The sequence below is a fragment of the Mycobacterium sp. WMMD1722 genome (genome assembly GCF_049315205.1).
Classification (GTDB): domain Bacteria; phylum Actinomycetota; class Actinomycetes; order Mycobacteriales; family Mycobacteriaceae; genus Mycobacterium.
This window is the reverse complement of sequence record NZ_CP186056.1, coordinates 746,002-765,827: the sequence shown is the minus strand read 5'-3', so window position 1 is coordinate 765,827 and position 19,826 is coordinate 746,002. Positions and strand designations below refer to the sequence as shown.

Genomic DNA, 19,826 nt, shown 5'->3' with positions numbered 1-19,826 from the left:
CGCCGGGCTGACACGGCCGCCGAGCCGGACCCGGCCCAGCGGGTCAGCGGACGCGCACACCCATCTGGGTCGTGGAATAGATGCACAGGTCGTCGACCCAGAACGCGCCGTCGAACACGACCAGCACCCCGCCGTCATCGGTTGTCACCGAGGTGATCTCGATCTCCGAGCGGGTCCGCCGGTTGGTCGGTATCACCTGACCGCGGAACTTCCAGCTGAACGACTGACCCACCGCCACGGGTTCGAACCCCGACCTGCCACCGGCCAGCCCCGAGAGCCGCACCGCCGCGCGGGCCGCCTCCTGCATGGCCTCCAACCCCAGTGACCCGGGCTGCACCGGGTCCTGGAAGAAGTGCGCTTTGAAGAACCACGCTTCCGGACGGACGTCGTACTCGGCGACCAGCCGTCCCAACCCCGCCGCTCCCCCGCCGGGCCAGAACTTCACCCGGTCGATGACCTGCAGCCGGCCCTGCGTGAGCCACGGTGCGCCGTCGAGCTGCTCGTCGCGGTAGGCCAGCGACACCGGCGCCGGCGCTGACAGCGCCTCGAGCGCTCCGGATTCCACCCGCAGACCCACCTGGTTCTTGAGTGCTTCGGGGCTGAAGAAGCCGAACGCCGTCTTCATCGTCATGACGGTGTCGTCACCCTGGGTGCAGACGACATCGAAGAAGACGATGGTCGATCCGCCGCCGTCGGCGAATCGCTCCAGCCTCGAGGTCACCCGCAGCGTGCCCACCCCCGCCGGCTTGTGCAGGATCACCTCACCGCCGTCGAGATTGCGGAACACCACGTCGTCGGGGCGGTTGGCCGCGAACCCGTTGTAGGACGACAGCCAGCCGCACGGCTGCAGCAGGATCTCGATGAGCACCGACATCGGCACCGCGTCGGAGTGGGCATCGTCGAAATACCAGGCGTCGGCGGGTACGTCGTACTCCGCGACGACGACACCGTCCTTGGTCGGCACCCCCGGCGGGCTGCTGACGCTGATGATCCGCGACATGAAGTGGTAGGGCTCGTCGGGCAGCCGCGGCGCCCGGCGGGTGCCGTCGAACGGCGCGTACAGCGCGCCGAACGCATCCGACGGCATACCCCGCCCACACGCCAGCAGGGCGCCCTGATCACCTCGGACATCGCTGGTGCCCGCCAGGATCCGCACCGGCCCCGGCGCGCCGGGCGGCATCGGCCAGTCCGGGACCAGGCGCATCCCGAACCGGCGGCAGTGGAACACCTTGAATCCGTCACTGCTGCACAGCAGCGCCGCGAACACCGTGGGGGTGGGTCCGTCGATGATCTCCTCGATGAACACCTCGTAGTCGAGGCTGTGGTCGCCGTCGGGGATCACCTGTCCCCGGCAGACGAAGCGTGCGGTCTCGTCGGGCACCGGCTCGAACCGCCAGCCGTCGCGCTCGATCGTGAACCCGTAGGCGGCCATCGCGAAGGACAGCGCCTGGGTGGCCGCGTCGGCCATCAACGTTCCGGGCATGCACGGGTCGTTCTTGAAGTGCCCGTCGTAGAACCAAGCGTCTTTCGGCACCGCCGCCGTGGCCCGCAGATACCCTCTGCCCCACGGTCCGCCGGTCGGGTCGAACTCGGCGACCTCGTCGAACAGTCGCAGCCGTCCGGTGGGCAGTGACGGGGTGCGTGAGTGCGCCGCCGCCATCTCGAATCCGTCGCCGAAGCACGCATACGCGTCGCCCCCGGTGTAGGCGTCGAGATCCGCCCGGGAGAAGGAACGCTTCTTCGTCACTCGCGGTGGTTCGTCGCGGCGGGCACCCTCGCGCGGCACGTCGTCGGCCGCATCCCACAGCACCCCGTCGGAATTGGCCAGTTCCGCGTCGGAGAAGAAACCGGCCTGCCCGTTGCGCACCGAGATCGCCAGCCGCTCACCGATGTAGCAGTCGTAATGGAAGAAGAACAGGCGGGTGTCCCCGGTCTTGGCGTGACCGTCGATGTGGATGTCGTAACGCAACGTCTCCCCACCGCGCGGCAGGCCGCCCATGAAGGTGAGATCGCACCCGAGCAGGCGGTACACGCGTTCACCGCGATTGCTGAAATCCGCGCCCAGCCAGGACGCCAGCAGCAGATCAGCCTGGCCGGATTCGATCACCACGCCCGGTGACATCCGTCCGTTGTGCAGGTACCAGGCCGCCGGATCGACGTCGGTCTCGGTGACGATGCGGCCCGTCCCCATCGTCGCGGGTTCGCCGTCGATGCTCATCACGCGGTCGGCCAGCAGCAGCGGCGGCTCGGGCATCCGCACCAGACGGTCGTATCGGTCCAGCTCGGCGAACAGCGGTCCGAGCACCTCGGAGATGTTGCCGCCGGCGAGGACCTCCAGCTGCGCCCTGGTCCAGAGCGGCTCGGCACCGACCGGGGGCGGCGGCGTCACCGGCTGCGGCTCCGGTGTCGGCGGTGCCGTCGGTGCGGGCGCCGGTGGCTGGGCGACCGGCGGTCGGACGGCCTGCGGTGGCGCCGGCGGACGTGGGATCGGCGGCGGCGCCACCGGCGCGGCACCCCGGCCGGTGGTCAGCGCCACGGCCGCACCCCGCGCGGCCAGGAACGCCGCGTGCGCCTGCGCCTGCCGCTCGACGAACGCCGTATGCGCCTGGCTCACCGACGCGACGAGATTGAGCGCCGCGGTGGCCCGGCTGCTCACCGCAGCCACCGTCGGCTCGATGACGGTCACCGGATGAGGCTGGGCGACGGGCACATCGGCGAACACCAGCGGCTCGATGCCTGCCGGCGCCGGCGGCATGGGCTGCAGCTGTGCAGGGTCCACTTCGGGGGTCCTCTCGCGATCCGACTGCGGGTCCGGCGACGGCTGGGTGATATCCGGCCAGTGCGCGGCGAAACTCAACGTGCGGGTGGCGCCCCGCAGCGGGGACATCGATGCCTGCCGAAGCTGCTGCAACCGCGCGTCGAAATCGTCGATTCGCACCGGCACCGAGTGGACCCACAACTTCGAGACCGTCTCGGCGAGCGCGCGTAGGCCACGCCGCTCCTGCGGGTCCAGCGCCACCGCCACGTGGGGGCGATCGCCGAGGATCTTGGGGATGGCGCCGGTGAGGATGGCCCGAGGGCCGTGCTCGACGAAGATCCGGACACCGTCCTCCCACGCCTGCAGCACGGTGGCGGGGAAGTCGATGGGCTCCAGAGCCTGCCGGGTGATCGCCTCGGCCGCGGCCTCGCGGGTCGGGATGTACGCACCGTTGACGGCGTTGGTGTAGAAGCGAACGTCCGGAGCGGGATGTGTGATGCGGGTGTGGATCCGGCGCCAGGTCTCGGCGAACGGCGCCATCGCCTCGCAGTGGATGACCATGTCGAGGCCCAGCGGCATCGCCCGCGCACCGTCGATCGCGTCGATCACCCGTCGGCAGGCGGCGGGGTCGCCGCCGATCACGCAGTCGTCGGGGGCTTGGACGATGGTCATGTAGGCGCGGGGTTCGCCCTCGAGTGCCCGCTCGACCGCTGCTCTCGGCGCGGTGATGCGCCAGCACTCCCAGGGCGCGGGTTGGTGCCCGAGACCCCAGTCCGCCGCCGCCACCCGGCAGGCGCCGGTCAATTCGTCGCCGTACATCCCCGACGCCTCGATCTCGTCGAGCATCGGTTCGAGGTCCTGCCAGATCCCGAACGCCAACAGCGAATTCGTCTCACCCGACGACAACCCGATCGCCGCGGTGGGATGCAGACCCAGGACCGAGCGGGAGAACTCCGCCTGCGCCTGGCAGACCAACGCGCATCCGGTGAGTTGGGTGCGCGGGTCCAGCGTGGAGATGCCGGCCCCGTACAGCGCACGCGCCAATGCGCCGACACCGGAGAATCTCTCGGCCAGCGCGTCACCGAGTTCCGGCCAGGCGAGCAGCAGTTCGCGGCCGGCACCCGGGTACGCGGCCGCGGCGCCGGTGAACGCGAAGGCGAGCTCACCGACGGTGGGGGCGTCCGCGAACGCGACGCCGGGAAGGACCGGTGCCGCACCGTGTTCGAGCCTCTCGATGGCGGCGCGGCGGAGTCCGTCGAGGGTGGTGGCGTTGTCGGCCACCAGAGCGCACCGGACAGAACCCGCACCACCGGGTTCACCGCGCCGCATCCGACTCAGCAGGTCTTCCCGGTCGGCGCCGGCGTAGCGGTGGGTGTCGGGTACGACGCCCACGGACAGCGGCACGGGCGCCGCGTGGCTCGCCGATAGCGCGATGGCGTCGGTACGCCCTCCGATCGACTGCATCTGCACGGTCGAGGCCGAACCCCCCGGTGCGGGTTGCGCACCACTGCGGTCCACCCGCACCCGTGAACCCACCGCCGCTGCGCGCGCGGCGATCTCGACGGCGGCACCGGCGGCATGGGTGCGGCCGAACCGCGCGGCGGCGACATTCGGTTCGGGCTCACCCGCCGAAGGCCGCACACCGTCGACGTCGACCACCGCGATGATGTCGTCACCCGCGGCCTCGGCGTCCGCTCGCCGCTTGAGGACGAACGCCACCGCAGCATCACCGTGCGCTTCGCTCGCGTCCGGGCTGAGCGCGTCGGCCGCGCGGCGGTGGGCGGGTTCGCAGCACATGTCGACGGCTCCGGCGATCACCGCGTCGAGTTCTCGGTGCCGAAGCGCTCGAGCACCGATCCGAAGCGCGTCGATGCCGGAGAGTTCCTCGCTGGAGACGGTGAAGCCGAAACCGAGGAAGTCGCGTTGCGCGTGGATCCGGTTGGCCGGGATGTTGGGCATGGTGCCGACCACACCGTCGGCGGTCAGCTGTGGTGCGGACTCCCGGTTGGCTTCCAGCCAGGCGTGCTCGGCGATGTTGCGCACCCGCAACCGCTGCCGTGCGACGGTGGCATCGCAGCCCATGCCGACGACCACCCCGGTGCGCGCCGGATCGGTCGCCACGTGTTCGAGCGCCTGTCCGGCGGCCGCGAGCATCGCCGTCTGCTGCGACAGGCTGGCTTGCAGCTCTTTGGGCGGGAAGCCGAGTCCGGCCAGTTCGAGTTCGACCGTCTCCAGGGGTCTCGGTTCCTCCGCGGGTCCGAGCGCGCGCCGCCGGAACGCCGTCGCGTCACGGGCGTCGCCGGTCACCACACCCATTCCGCAGATCACGATGTCGTCGGTCGGAGCGGTCCGTCGCGCGGGCCGCCGCATCGGCCCGGTGTAGTTCTGGACGATCAGATGGGCGTTGTTGCCACCGAATCCGAAGTTGCTCACCGCGGCGCGCCTGATGGCACCCTCCCAGGGTGTCGGCGCGGTTGCCAGGGTGTACGGGGTGTCGCGCAGGCGATCTGTCGGCTTGTCGCATCGGGCAGGCGGGATCACCGACGCCGCCATGGCGGACAGCACGTTCACCAGGCTCGCGGCCCCGGACACGGTGATGGTGTGTCCCAGATTGCCTTTGAGCGCCCCCAACCGCAGCGCGACATCGCCGTAGGCGGCGGCGATGCTCTGCAGCTCCGTCGCGTCACCGAGCGGGGTTCCGGTGGCGTGACAGTCCAGGTAGTCGACGTCGGCGGGAGAAACGCCCGCCTGTTCCAGTGCCGCCGTCATCGCGCGGGTCTGACCGTCCACCGCGGGCGCCAGGAAGCCGCTCTGCCGGCCGTCGTTGGACAGACCGACGCCGGTGATCACCCCGAAGATGTGATCACCGGACCGTTCGGCGTCCTCGAGCCGCTTCAGGGCGACCAGCGCGGCACCCGCCGACGGCACCAGACCGTCGGCCTCGGCGTGGAATGGGCGGGAGCGCCCCGAGGCGCTCAGTGCCTGCAACGCCGTGAACCCCAGGTGCAGGAACAGGTCGTCGGCGCCGTTGACCCCGCCGGCGAGCATCACGTCGGCGGTGCCGTCGTGCAAGGCGTCGCAGGCCAGTTTGATGGCATAGAGCGACGACGCACAGGCCGCGTCGAGGGCGAACGCAGGCCCGGTCATGGCCATCGCCTCGGCGATCAGATGCACCGGCAGACCGGACGAGAATCGGTTGCGCGGATCCACCTCCCGCCCGCCGCCACCCAGCCAGACGTTCTCCACGAACGCGGTGTTCATCGTGCTGGGATAGGACAGGTTGCCCACGATCAGACCCGTCCGGGGCGCGGCCGGCGTATGGCCCAGCGCCTGCTCGACACATCGGGCCAGCCAGGACACCAGTGGGTCCAGCCGGTCGAGATCGCGGATCCGGGAGGCGATCTGCGGCGGGTCGCCGGCGGTGTCCAGATAGCCGCCCGTCGCCGACGACACCCTCAGCCCGGCCGCAGCACTGGCCAGCAACGTCGCGGGATCGATGCCGCGCCAATGATCGGCCGGGGTGGGCGTGATGAGGCAGCGACCGGCCAGCGTCGCGTCGAACAGCGCCTCCGGCGTGCGGGCACCGGGCAGTAGACAACTGCGGCCGACGATCGCGATGGGGTCGAATTCGCTCACGAACCGGAGCCCGCGAGATAGAACTCGACATTCTCCAACGTCGCGACCGGGGTGCCGCCCGACGTCTCGAACACGATGTCGAAGTCGACCCGCTTGTCGTTGATCGGGTGCGCCGCCAACCGGCACTGCACCGCGCCCGCGTCGTCGAGAGATCGGTGCAGGACGGCACGGCCGATGCGCACCGGAAGGACCAGCGGGCGCTCATGCGCACTCGCCCACAGGATCCCCAGCTGCAGGCCACCGTCGATCGTCGCGGGGTCGATCGCCCAGCCGCCGCGCGGCCAGTCGACATCGCCGAGGCGCTTGAGGGTCGCCGAGCCGCCATGGGTCCCGAATGCGTCCAGCGTGTCGATGACGGCGAATCGCGGACCGTGGAACAGGGGTCCGGTATAGGCGTCCTCGACGCTCATCGGCCATGTCGATCCGGCGACGGCGGGAACCGGGACGCCGGCCGAGGTTGCGGGCTCGCGCTCGATGACCGCCCGGTAGCGCGCCCGTCCCTCGCAATCGTGAACGGTCACCGTGTAATCGGAGCCGGTCGGCTCGACATCGAGGGTGAGGTCCTGCTGTTCGCACGATGCGAACGTCACCCCGGACAGCACCTGGAAGTCGCGGACGACGACGTCTCCGTCGGCGATCAGCCCGCCGGCCGCCCGGAGCATGGCGTCCAGGACGATCACCACCGGCAGCACCACCCGGCCGCGGACCTGATGGTCCTCGAGTACCGGCAGCTTCTCGGTCGACACGTCCCATTCCAGATGCGCCGCGCGCAACCGCGGTTCGGCCGGCGCCGCGACCACCACCGCGGTGGCCGGGGAACGGCGCAGGGCGTGTTCGGCGAAGAAGCGGGCACCCTCGTCGATCGGGATGACTCCCACCCCGGCCTCGAGGAATCGGCTCTTCAGAGTGGCGTCGACCATGCCACCGTCCCATGGGCCCCAGCCGAATGCGCGCACGACACACCCGTCGCCGCGGCGTGCGGCCTCACGCGCCGCGATCGACTCGAGCGCGGCGTTGGCGGCCGCGTACGCGGATTGGCCCGGGTTGCCCGCGCGTGCCGCGATCGAGGAGAACAGCGAGATGAATCTCAACCCGTCTTCGGCGGTCGCCTGCAGAAGCGCTTCCGCGCCCACCAGTTTCGTCGTGAACACCTTGACGAAGGCATCGTCGTCGAGATCTTCCAGACGCTTGTCGGCGAGCACACCGGCGCCGTGGACGACGCCGACGATCGGCCCGAGGCTCTGCCGGACCTCGTCGAGAGCCGTCGTAAGGGCGGTGGGGTCGGTGATTCCGGCCGAGAAATAGCGCGCCGGCGTGCCCTGGCGTTCGGCGCTCGCCAGGGTGGCGCGCACCTCTCGTTCGGCCAACAGGTTCTCGGCCTGCGCGCGGGCCTGGACGAGGCTCAACTGTTCGCCGCGGGCGCGGGCGGACGACGCCAGAGCGGTGGCGATCTCGGTGATGGTGGTGCCGGTCGGCTCCCCCGCCGACGCGTCCCGCAACGGGGTCCGGCCGAGCAGCGCCAGGCTCAGCCCGTGGCGTTCGGCCAGGGCCAGCGCCGAGGCGGCCGTCACGCCGCGTGCACCGCCGGTCACGACGACCACGCCGCCCTGCGCCACCGCGATGGTCTCCCCTTCGCCGACAGCCGATTCGATGCCGTCGACGGTGACCAACCGCGTCCCGTCGGCTCGCAGTGCGACCTCCATGCCGGTCCCGCCGTCGAGCAGTTCGGCCACCAAGCGTTCGGCGTCGAGATGCTCCAGGTCGATGGCCCGGACGGAGGCATAGGGCCACTCCCATCCGGCGGTCTTCACCAGGCTCGCCACGCCGGTGGGGGCCTGTCCACCGCCGAACGACGCGCCGGTCGACTGGACGGTGACGAACAGCTTGGTCTCCGAATCGCTGCGCGCCACGCTGCGGGCCGCATGGAAGGCGCGCACGTGCATATCGACGCAATCCTGGGGCGAGTGAGCTTCGGCCAGCGCGGCCAGCGAGATGACGGCACTCGCCCGCTCGGGTAGCTCATCGACGGCCTTGGCCTTGACGCCGTGACTGGTCAGGGTGTCTTCGAGGGCAGCGGCGAACTCGGGATCCTCCCGCGTGATGAAGACCTCCCCGTCGCGCAGACCGGCCATCGCGAAACCACTCGGCGGCACCGGTTCCAGCCGGGCCTCGGTGCACGTGAGGCCGCCGGACGGCGGACCCGACGGGGCGGGGTCGTCCTCGTCGAGCAGCGGCTGGTCCGCATCGACGCGGGAGGAGAATCCGCCGACCGCGTCGACCACGTCCTGTAGCGTGCGCAACCCCGCCAACTCCGACGCCGGAATATCCGGCGCCCCCGGATACTTCGCCTGCAACGCCGCCAAGATCTCGACCTGCTTGATCGAATCGATCCCCAGCTCGGCCTCCATCTCCATCTCCAGAGACAACATGTCGACCGGATAACCCGTCTTCTCCGACACGATCCCCAACACCACCGCACCCGTCGGCAACGACCCCGCCGGCTCCGACACCGACGCCGGCACCGAGTCCGGCTGCGCCACACCACCCGAGGACGCGAACCCACCGACGGTGTCCACCACATCCTGCAGCGTGCGCAACCCCGCCAACTCCGACGCCGGAATATCCGGCGCCCCCGGATACTTCGCCTGCAACGCCGCCAAGATCTCGACCTGCTTGATCGAATCGATCCCCAGCTCGGCCTCCATCTCCATCTCCAGAGACAACATGTCGACCGGATAACCCGTCTTCTCCGACACGATCCCCAACACCACCGCACCCGTCGGCAACGACCCCGCCGGCTCCGACACCGACGCCGGCTCCGACACCGACGCCGGCACCGAGTCCGGCTGCGCCACACCACCCGAGGACGCGAACCCACCGACGGTGTCCACCACATCCTGCAGCGTGCGCAACCCCGCCAACTCCGACGCCGGAATATCCGGCGCCCCCGGATACTTCGCCTGCAACGCCGCCAAGATCTCGACCTGCTTGATCGAATCGATCCCCAGCTCGGCCTCCATCTCCATCTCCAGAGACAACATGTCGACCGGATAACCCGTCTTCTCCGACACGATCCCCAACACCACCGCACCCGTCGGCAACGACCCCGCCGGCTCCGACACCGCAACCGGCACCGACACCGCACTGTCGGGCATCATCGGTGCGGCACCGTGGGATACAGGTCGGTCGACCGGCGACGCGGGGACGATCACCGGGGCGGGCGTCGGTTCGGCACCGTTGGCACCGTTGACCAGATCCGGTACTGCGCTCGGCGGCGGCACCACCTCCTTCAACGCCAGTCTCTGCGGCTGCGGCGCGGGAGCGCCGTCGGCGACGATCTCGGCCATCATCTTGGCCGACACGTCGAGGAAGGCCTGATGGCTCTGGGTCATCACCTCGAGATAGTGCTGGTGTTGTTCGGCGGTCTCGCGCTGGATGCGGTCGATGACGCTCCAGGCATCGGTCGACAGCGGCGCCGCCGCGGCGGGTGCCGGCACCTGGACCTCGCTGACCGGCGCCGGAGCCCGCGAAGGAGCCGGTGCCGGTGGTTCCATCCGCTGAACTGCCTGGGTCATCCGTGGTCCTTCTACAGCCGGTTGGGGGGCGGGGGGCGGTGCGCTCGGAGCATTCGCGCGAATCCGCTTGGGCGTGATCGACTTCTTCCCGTCGGCCGGCGGATAGGGTTTTCCGAGATTCGCTCCGCCGACCAGAACCGCGTGTGCGGGCACGGCCACGTGCTTGGCCGGTTCGTCGTACGGCGCGAACAGTGCCGCCAGATCGAGCGCCACCCCATCGGCGGCCAGGGCCGCAAGGCCTCGATGCCAGCCGCGCAACCCGTCGGCCTTCGCATCGTCGAGGGCGACCGCGACGTGGGGCGTATCGGCGAGGATGTGGCCGACCAGGCCGGTCAGCACGCGGCCGGGGCCGACCTCGACGAACCGGGTGACGCCGTCGCGGGCCATCGCCTCGATCATCTCGCGGAACCTGACCGGCTGGCGCACCTGCTGGGCGAGCTGGTCGACCACCTGCTCGCCGTAGGGTGCGGCGGTCGCATTGGCGTAGACCGGGAATGCGGGCACGCCGAGTTCGAGGGTGTTGAGATATTCCGCCAGCGGGCCGGAACTCTCGGCCACCACCGGCGAGTGGAAGGCCGACGCCACGGGTAGCCGGCGGGAGGACCAGCCGGCGGCCTTGGCCGCGGCCTCCGCCCACGCGATGTCCGACGAGAGGCCGGCCAGCACGACCTGCTGTGGCGCGTTGTCGTTGGCGATCACCAGTGATCCGGCGGCCTGCGGATCGGATGCCAGCAGGGCCCGCACGTCATCGACGCCGGCGACGACGGCCAGCATCGCACCGTCCTTGCCCGCACCCGCCTGCGCCATCAGAACTCCACGCGTGCGAGCGGTTTCGACGAGCCGCTCGGTGGGGATGATCCCGGCCGCGGCCAGCGCCGCCACCTCACCGAAGCTGTGTCCGGCCGCGGCGTCGGCGGTGACGCCGAGTGTGCGCAACAACGCGAGCTGGGCCAGGCTGGTGGCCGCGATGGCAGGTTGCGCATTGTCCATCGCGGTCAGCGCGGCCCGTTGCGCGTCCGCGGTGGCGCTGTCGAAAGCCGGTTCCGGGAACACCACCCCGGGCAGATCAGCGAGATCACCGTCCAGGCTGTCCCACACGGCGAGCGCCTCGGGGAAGTCGAGCGCCAGGTCGGCGCCCATCCCGACGTACTGACTGCCCTGGCCGGGGAACAGGAACGCGGTCTTCCCGTCGCGCACCGGTCCCAGACCCACCGCGATATCGGGGTGCTTCAGCGTCGAGGCCGTACCGGCGGCCAGCGCTTCGGCCAGCTTGGTGGCGACCGTCCCGAGGGCTGTGGTGTCGGCGGCGACCAGGCCCGCGCGCGCCGGCTGCACGGCATCGAATTGCTGTGCCGCTTCGAAGGCGATGCGCGCCAGGCTCTCTCCGTGCTCGATCGCGCTGACGATCTCCGACACCCGATTCTTCAGCTCCGTCTCGTCACCAGCGCTGAGGAGCACCAACTCGGTGGGCAGCGTCCGCAGTCGCTTGGCCCGTTGTTCGCCGCGGTACTCCTCCAGCGTGACGTGGAAGTTGCTGCCGCCGAATCCGAACGAGCTGACCGCCGCCCGTCGGGGCTGGTCACCGGTGCGCACCCACGGACGAGTCTGGGCGTTGACGTAGAAGGGCGTCTCCTCGACGCCCATCGCCGGGTTCGGCCGCTCGACCTTGAGGGTTCCCGGCAGGGTCGAATGCTGCAGGGCGAGGACAGCTTTGATCAGACCAGCCGCACCTGCGGCCGCCTTGGTGTGACCGATCTGCGATTTGACCGAGCCGAGGGCGATGCGCGAGTCGGCGTCGGTGAACACGGATTTGAGGGCGGCGAATTCGGCCACGTCACCGGCCTTGGTGGCGGTGCCGTGCGCTTCGAGCAATCCTATCGTGGACGGCTCGTAACCCGCCCGGTCATACGCGCGGCGCAGCGCTTTGGCCTGCCCCTCCGAGCGTGGCGCGTACACGCTGGAGGCGCGCCCGTCCGAGGAGGAGCCGAGGCCGCGGATCACGGCGTGGATCTCGTCGCCGTCCCGCTCGGCATCGTCGAGACGTTTGAGCGCCATCATGCCGACACCTTCGCCGATGATGGTGCCGTCGGCGCCGTCCGAGAACGGCCGGCAGTCCCCGGTCTGGGAGAACGCCGGCGTCTTGGAGAAGCACATGTACATCATCACGTCGTTGAGGGCGTCGACCCCGCCGGTCAGCACCAGATCCGACTCGTGCAGGTACAGCTTGTGCAACGCGACCTGCACCGCCGACAGCGAACTCGCGCACGCGGCGTCGACCACGAAGTTGCTGCCGCCCAGGTTGAGACGGTTGGCCACCCGTCCGGCGACGACGTTGCCCAGCAGGCCGGGGAACGTGCTCTCGACCCACGGCACGTAGTGGTCGGCGATATCGCGGCAGATCTCGTCCGCCTCGTCCTCCGGCAGTCCGTTCTCCAGCATGGCCTTGCGCCACACCGGCTGCTGCATGCGCGAACCCATCTGCACGACGAGTTCGGTGGTGGAGGCGACGCCCAGCACGATGTCGACCCGGTCGAGGTCGACGGCGCCGCTGCGACTCATCGCCTTGTCGAGTACCTGCTTCGCGGCGATGAGCGCCAGCAGCTGGGCGGAATCCGTAGCCGGCAGCGCATTGGGCGGCAGCCCGAACTGCATCGGATCGAACGGCACGGGGTCGATGAAACCGCCCCGCTTGCAATAGGTCTTGTCGACCGCCTTGGGATCGGGGTCGTAGTAGTCCTCGATCAGCCAATGTGTTGGCGGCACGTCACCGATGGCGTCGCGTCCGCCGGTGATGGTGCGCCAGTACCCGTCGAGGCCCGGGCCGCCCGGGTAGATGGCGGTCGCGGCGACGACCGCGACGGGCGTGGCGGTGGGCTGGTGCTTCTGGTCGGTCACTGAACCTCTTATTCGCCGAACGATCGTGTAACTCCGCTGGGGCTTTACCCCAGCGGACGGGGACGGAAGTCGAATGCCGAACCGGGCAGCGCGATTCCGGCGGCGCGCAATTGCCCGGCGCGCGTCACCGATGCCGCCCCCTCGAGCAGGTTGAGCGCGATCTGGCGAACGGTGCGGGCCTCGACCGGCTCGAGGAAGCTGCCCCGCACCCATTCGTTGAACGCGCCCATCGCCGGACCACACCAGATCTGGTAGTCGGCGCGCCGGGCCGCATGGCCGTCGCGAGCCCACTGCGCGCCGTTGAACAGGTACCAGCGGAACACCAGTGCCATGCGATGTTTGGGGTCGGTGGCGGCACGTTCGAGCTGCCTCGGGTCCCGCCGGGCGAAGAATGCCTCGGTCTCGGCCCAGATCTCGTCCACGCTGCAGCCGAGCACCGTCTTCTCGAGATTGGTCAACTCCTGCGCAGGCGCGTCGGTCAACGACGAATACCGGCGGTAGAAGTCGGCCAGCCGCGCACCTCGCTGAGCGAACAACGTGCCGCGTTTGAGCACCTGTACGGTCACGCCCATCTCGAACATGTCCGCCGCGGGCGCCATCGCCACATCGGTCGACTCGGCGTGCGCCAACAGACTGCGCGCATCGGCCGACAGTCCACTCTCGACGGCCGACTGGTTGACCGATCCGGTCAGCACATAGGCCGCACCGGCGGCGTACGCCGCGGCGACCGCCGCGGGGGTGCCCAATCCGCCTGCGGCGCCGATACGTGGTAGCACCGCATACCCGTGGGCCGCGGCGATCTCGTCGCGCAGGGCGATGAGGCGCGGCAGCAGTACGGTCAGCGCCCGGTTGTCGGTGTGGCCGCCCGAATCGGCCTCTGCCGTGATGTCCTCGGCCACCGGGACCCCGGCGGCGAGCCGGGCTTCCTCCGATGTCAGGCGCCCGTCGGCGACCAGCGCGTGCAGCATCGCCTCGGGCGGCGGTGACAGGAACTGGCGGGCGACCTCGTCACGCGACACCTTGGCGAAGATCCGTCCCGCCCGGATCACCTGTCCGTCCGGACCGCGCCGCAGACCCTTCGCCGCGTACAGCACGATTGCGGGGGTGAGACGCATGAACGCCGACGCCGAGACGTAGCGCACACCGAGCCGGTGGAACAGGTCGACCGTCGCCAGCTCGAGACGGTCGTCCTGGACGTTGTGGATGAGGTTCGCGCCCCACCCCCCGGCGTCGCGCCCGAGCGCAGTCTGGATCTCCCGCACTCCGGCTTCGACGGTGTCGAGATCCAGTCCTGCACTGCCGAAAAAGGCCATCACACCGGCGCGGACACCTTCGACGGTCATCCGGGCGGTCGCGATCCCCCGGGCCATCTCACCGATCACGTACGGGAATCTGACGCCGTGGGCAGCGGTGAAGCCTCGTTCGCCGAGCCACTCGGGATAGACCGGCGGAAGTACCGCCAGCAGATCCCGGCTCATGAGTTCCGGAGTGAGTACGCCGGCATCGTCGAGCAGGTTCGGAGCCGGCCCATGCGCCGAGCCCACGACGGCCACCGGGTTGCGAATCGCTGCGAGCGCCTTCGAGACGTCCGAACGATCGAGCAGACCCGACGAGGTGACCTTCGCGAAATCGGATTCAACCAGGGCGGTTCGCACGCTCAGGCACTCTAAACCCAATAATTGACATCGGGGGCATTTTTACCGACTCGACGCAAAACGAGCAACGTCGAGGACCACACCGCGACGGCGCGTCAGCCGCCGTGCGGCGCCCTCGTCGACACCCGCGGCAAACCGATCCGGGACGCCATCACCGGCCGGCGGGCGTGCTGATCGCGCGGAATGGCCGGACCCTCGGGTTCTGAGCTACATCTGTACCCACCGGTAACGGCGCGAAGGGGCCGGCCGGCTCCGACCCCGCCGGAGCGCCGAGCTCCCGACCCGGCCGATCGGCCTCGGTCGTCGTTCGGTTCGAGTTCGCCGCCCGGTGTCAACACGACTGCTGGACACGGCGCCGCCTCCGCCGCAACCGCGCAGCGCAGCGGTGGACGACCCGGTTTGCGCTGTTCAACGCATCGGCAAAAGCTTGCCTGACCGGCGGATCGATTCGAACGACATCGGCAAACGCCCACGTCAATTTTTGCTGTAAAACGCTCCGGTGGTGCTGACCCGACGCGTAGCATCCGCGTCGACATATGCGGGAGGAAAGGGAGTCGATGAAGCCCAGTCGCGGGCGTCACCGAAAGAAGCGTCGTTGCGGAGCCGTCGGCACGGGCGGCGCATTCGCCGCCGCTGCGGTGTCCGGTGCGCTGGTCGCCGGGACGATCAACACCGCTCCGGCGGCCAATGCGTCGTGCATATCGGTGTTCGGATTCGGGAACGGGAACGGCTGCACCAGCAACCCCACGAGTATCGCCATCGGGCTGGGGGATGGCGCATCGGCGGACGCCTCGTTCGGCTATTTCAGCTCCGCGATCGCCCTGGGGAACAACGCGCGCTCCACTGCGGCGCTGAGCCTGTTCACGTTCGCGACGGCGGTCGGTGACTCGGCCACCACCAATGCGCTCTTCTCCATCTTCAGCCTGCTCGGTCAGGTCGGGGCTGGAACCACCTCGGTGATCGGTGGACCGAACCTGGCCCTCGGGCTCTCCAACAGCGGCGGAGCGAGCGGTGCGAGCGTCACCGGCGGATTCAACGTCGTCGTCCAGGTGGGGCCGGGCTCATCGGCAGCCATCGGCGGAAGCAATCTGGTCATCGGGATCTTCAACGGCAGCGGAGAGCAGGCCTCGGGCTCCACCGGCGCTTCGGGATTCGGCAACATCGCCGTCCAACTCGGTCCGGGCAGTACCAATTCCATCGGCGGGTTCAATCTCGGCCTCGGCGTCTCCCCGCTCGGATCGGGTACTCAGAACACCACAGCCGGCATCTTCGGCACCCTCGCACTCAATCTCCTCACCAACGGCGAGGTGCTGGCTCAGGGCGCGCTCAGCACCGCGGTCGCCATCGCCGGCGACAGCAAGGTCGAGATGTCGGGCATCCTCACCTCCGCGGTGGACATCCTCGGGAACCAGAACGTCGTCACGGCCACCGGTCCCCGGCTCCTGTCGGGTGCGTTCAGCGTTCTGGGCAACCGCAACACGGTGACCGCAGGCCCCGGTCCGTTCTCGTTCGCCGGATCGGTGCTGCAGAACGGAGCCACGGTCGAGCAGACCGGGCCCGGGGTCGCGTTCGGTGCGGTGTTCTCGCCGCAGGATGACCCACCGGAGCAGCCGGACCGACCGGTCATCGAAACCACCCGCGCCGCAACGGCATCGACGACCGATGGCGCGTTCCGCACGACGAAGCCGGCGATCACCCGCGCCGGCGCGGCGGACACCGGGCCGGCGGGGGTCACCACCGAGCCCGACAGCGGACCGCGCTACGGTCGACACTCCGTGGAGGCCGTGTCCGAACGGATGTCCAGCGCCGGCGCCGACCGTTCCCCAGGGGGCGTGCGCAGAACCGCGGCGGCCGATGACGGACCTTCGTCGTCGGCGACAGCGTCAACGGCCGCATCGTCCCCGTCGTCCTCGGGCGTGAGTGCCGGCGCCGACAGCGGCGGCCGACATCGCGCCGGACCGAAGCACCTCGCCGAGTAGCGCCATGAAGGGAATCGTGCTGGCCGGTGGGTCGGGTTCGCGCCTGCACCCGATCACCTTCGGGGTCTCCAAACAGTTGATCCCGGTCTATGACAAGCCGATGGTGTACTACCCGTTGTCGACGCTGATGCTCGCGGGCATCCGCGACGTCCTGGTGATCACCACCCCGCATGACGCTGCCGGATTCGAGCGCCTCCTGGGCGACGGATCCCGGTTCGGGATCTCGATCACGTTCGCCCAGCAGCCGTCACCGGACGGGTTGGCCCAGGCCTTCACGATCGGCGAAGAGTTCATCGGTTCCGAGAAGGTGGCCCTCGTACTCGGAGACAACCTGCTCTACGGACCGGGCCTGGGTACCCAGCTGCGGTACTTCGCCGACGTCGACGGTGGCGCGATCTTCGCCTACTGGGTGGCCGAGCCCTCCGCGTACGGCGTGGTCGAATTCGACGCCGACGGCGTGGGGTGTCGCTGGAGGAGAAACCCAAGCAGCCCAAGAGCAACTACGCCGTGCCGGGGCTCTACTTCTACGACAACGACGTGGTGGCGATCGCGCGCGACCTGGCCCCCAGTGACCGCGGCGAGTACGAGATCACCGACGTCAACCGCGCCTATCTGGAGCAGGGCCGGCTGCGGGTGCAGGTGCTGCCGCGCGGGACGGCGTGGCTGGACACCGGGACCTTCGACCAGATGACCGATGCGGCCGACTTCGTGCGCACCATGGAGCGACGGACCGGGCTCAAGATCGGTGTGCCCGAGGAGATCGCCTGGCGGCAGGGATTTCTCACCGACGACGAACTCTGCGATCACGCCACCCGGCTGGTCAAGTCCGGCTACGGCAAATACCTGCTCGATCTGCTCGAGATGGGGCGGTAGTGCGCCGACTGCTGGTCACCGGAGGCGCCGGTTTCATCGGCTCGAACTTCGTCCACCACGTGGTCGCGCACACCGACCATCACGTCACGGTGCTGGACAAACTCACCTACGCCGGCAACCGGGCGTCGCTAACGGATCTGCCCGGACACCGGGTGAATTTCGTCCACGGTGACGTCGCCGACGCCCAACTCGTCGACGGTCTGGTGCGAGCGGCCGATGCGGTGGTGCACTACGCCGCCGAATCCCACAACGACAATTCGTTGGCTCATCCGCAACCGTTCCTGCACTCCAATGTCGTCGGAACCTTCACTCTGCTCGAAGCGGTGCGCCGCCACGACACGAGGTTCCACCACGTCTCCACCGACGAGGTGTACGGGGATCTGGCCCTCGACGATCCGGGGCGGTTCACCGAAGCCAGCCCGTACAACCCTTCGTCGCCGTACTCGTCGACGAAGGCCGGCAGCGATCTGCTGGTGCGGGCCTGGGCCCGCAGCTTCGGAGTGGCCGCGACCATCTCGAACTGCTCGAACAACTACGGCCCGTACCAGCATGTCGAGAAGTTCATCCCCCGCCAGATCACCAACGTCCTGTGGGGTATCCGCCCCCGCCTGTACGGCGAGGGACACCATGTCCGCGACTGGATTCACGCCGACGATCACTCCTCGGCGGTCCTGAAGATCCTCGACGAGGGCCGCATCGGCGAGACGTACCTGATCGGCGCCGACGGCGAGCGTGACAACAAGTCGGTCATCGAGATGATCCTGCAGCTCATGGGTCAGGACATCGACGCCTACGATCGGGTCCCGGACCGGGCCGGACACGACTTGCGCTACGCGATCGACCCGACGAAGCTACGAAACGAACTGGGGTGGCGGCCTCGGTACCGCGATTTCGAGCATGGATTGGCGGCCACCATCGAGTGGTACCGCAGCCACGAGGAGTGGTGGGCGCCGGCCAAGGAGGCGACCGAGGCCTTCTACGCCCGGATCGGGCAATAGCGCAGAGGCGGAGGAGTTTTGACCGAGTACGGCAAGTCGCTGCGCGCGCGGGACACCCCCATCCCCGGATTGACGGTGTGGGAACTCCCGGTGCACGGCGACAACCGCGGCTGGTTCAAGGAGAACTGGCAGCGCGCCAAGATGATCGCAGCGGGGCTGCCGGACTTCGGTCCGGTGCAGAACAACATCTCCTTCAACGATGCGCCCGGCACCACTCGGGGCATCCACGCTGAGCCGTGGGACAAATTCGTCTCGGTGGCGACCGGGCGCATCTTCGGCGCGTGGGTGGACCTGCGGGACGGGCCGACGTTCGGGGCGGTGTTCACGACCGAACTCGACCCGTCCCGGGCGGTCTTCGTGCCACGCGGCGTGGGTAACTCGTTCCAGACCCTCGAGCCGAACACCGCCTACGCCTATCTGGTCAACGACCATTACCGGCCCGACATCGACTATCCCGCGGTGAACCCCGCGGACTCCATCCTGGCCATCGACTGGCCGATTCCTTTGGAGCGCGCGGAGCTCTCCGAGAAGGACCGCGCGCAACCGGCCCTGGCCGACATCACCCCGGTGGCGCCGCGAAAGACATTGGTACTGGGTTCTGGCGGCCAGCTGGGCCGTGCCCTGCGCGCCGCGTACACCGGTGTCTCGCAGGTCGAATTCGTCGATCAGGACGAACTCGACCTCACCTCAGCTGATCTGAGCTCGGCCTGGCCATGGGCTGACTACGACACCATCGTCAACGCCGCGGCGTACACGAATGTCGATGGCGCGGAGACCGAACAGGGGCGGGTCACCGCGTGGGCGGCGAACGTCACGGCGATCGCTGAGCTGGCACGCATCGCCGCAGCGCATCGCATCACCTTCGTGCACGTGTCCAGCGACTACGTGTTCGACGGCTCGGCGTCGCGGCCGTACCGGGAGGACGATGCGATTGCGCCGCTGGGTGTGTACGCCCAGACGAAGGCCGCGGGCGATCAGCTCGTCACGACGATCCCCCGCCATTACATCGTGCGCACATCGTGGGTGATCGGCGACGGCGGCAACTTCGTGCGGACGATGCTGTCCCTGGCCGCCAGAGGTGTCGACCCGGCGGTGGTGGACGACCAGGTCGGCCGGCTGACGTTCACTTCGGAACTCGCGCGGGCGATCCGGCATCTGCTCGACAGCGATGCACCCTACGGCATCTACAACGTGACGTGCTCCGGTGCGGTGAGTTCGTGGGCGGACATCGCCAAGCGCGTATTCACCCTCGGTGGCTTCGATCCGGACCGCGTGCGCCGCGTGTCCACAGCGGATTACTTCGCCGGAGCGTCCGCACCGGTGGCGCCGCGGCCCGCCAACAGTGCACTGGACCTGACGAAGATCACGACCACCGGGTTCGTTCCGGCCGATGCCGACCGAATGCTCGAAGACTACGTGGCGGCGGAGGCCGACAGTCGAAAGTAGTTGTCCACAGG

Annotated in this window: 6 protein-coding genes and 1 pseudogene; 4 read left to right on the top strand and 3 right to left on the bottom strand. The window is 69.3% G+C overall.

Annotated features, from left to right (window positions below; all coding sequences use genetic code 11):
• Positions 1-43 precede the first annotated feature (43 nt).
• Genes ACN27E_RS03505 through ACN27E_RS03495 form a run of 3 tightly spaced genes read right to left on the bottom strand, consistent with a single transcriptional unit; the run spans position 44 to position 14,519 of the window.
• Entirely contained in the window at positions 44-6,394 is a 6,351-nt protein-coding gene (locus tag ACN27E_RS03505) for a beta-ketoacyl synthase N-terminal-like domain-containing protein (RefSeq protein ID WP_422746618.1), read from the bottom strand.
• Complete coding sequence (locus tag ACN27E_RS03500; protein ID WP_422746617.1) at positions 6,391-12,864, bottom strand: SDR family NAD(P)-dependent oxidoreductase; 6,474 nt, start codon at positions 12,862-12,864, stop codon at positions 6,391-6,393. Before ACN27E_RS03500 ends, ACN27E_RS03505 begins: the two co-directional genes overlap by 4 nt.
• A gap of 44 nt (positions 12,865-12,908) precedes the next feature.
• A complete protein-coding gene (locus tag ACN27E_RS03495) occupies positions 12,909-14,519 on the bottom strand; it encodes a PfaD family polyunsaturated fatty acid/polyketide biosynthesis protein (RefSeq protein ID WP_422746616.1) in 1,611 nt (536 codons plus the stop codon).
• Between the two features lie 557 nt (positions 14,520-15,076).
• Between ACN27E_RS03495 and ACN27E_RS03490 the strand changes: the two genes are divergently transcribed.
• The 4 genes and pseudogenes from ACN27E_RS03490 (at position 15,077) to ACN27E_RS03475 (ending at position 19,815) form a co-directional block, all read left to right on the top strand.
• Positions 15,077-16,498: a hypothetical protein gene (locus ACN27E_RS03490; protein WP_422746615.1), complete on the top strand. Its 1,422-nt coding sequence runs from the start codon at positions 15,077-15,079 to the stop codon at positions 16,496-16,498.
• A gap of 4 nt (positions 16,499-16,502) precedes the next feature.
• A pseudogene (gene rfbA / locus ACN27E_RS03485) lies at positions 16,503-17,371 on the top strand (glucose-1-phosphate thymidylyltransferase RfbA).
• The gene (rfbB, locus tag ACN27E_RS03480; RefSeq protein WP_422746614.1) at positions 17,371-18,369 is read left to right on the top strand and encodes a dTDP-glucose 4,6-dehydratase; all 999 of its coding nucleotides are present in this window, start codon (positions 17,371-17,373) and stop codon (positions 18,367-18,369) included. Before rfbA ends, rfbB begins: the two are co-directional and overlap by 1 nt.
• Positions 18,370-18,387: 18 nt before the next feature.
• Positions 18,388-19,815, top strand: coding sequence for a sugar nucleotide-binding protein (locus ACN27E_RS03475; protein ID WP_422746613.1), 1,428 nt, complete (start codon positions 18,388-18,390; stop codon positions 19,813-19,815).
• Positions 19,816-19,826 lie beyond the last annotated feature (11 nt).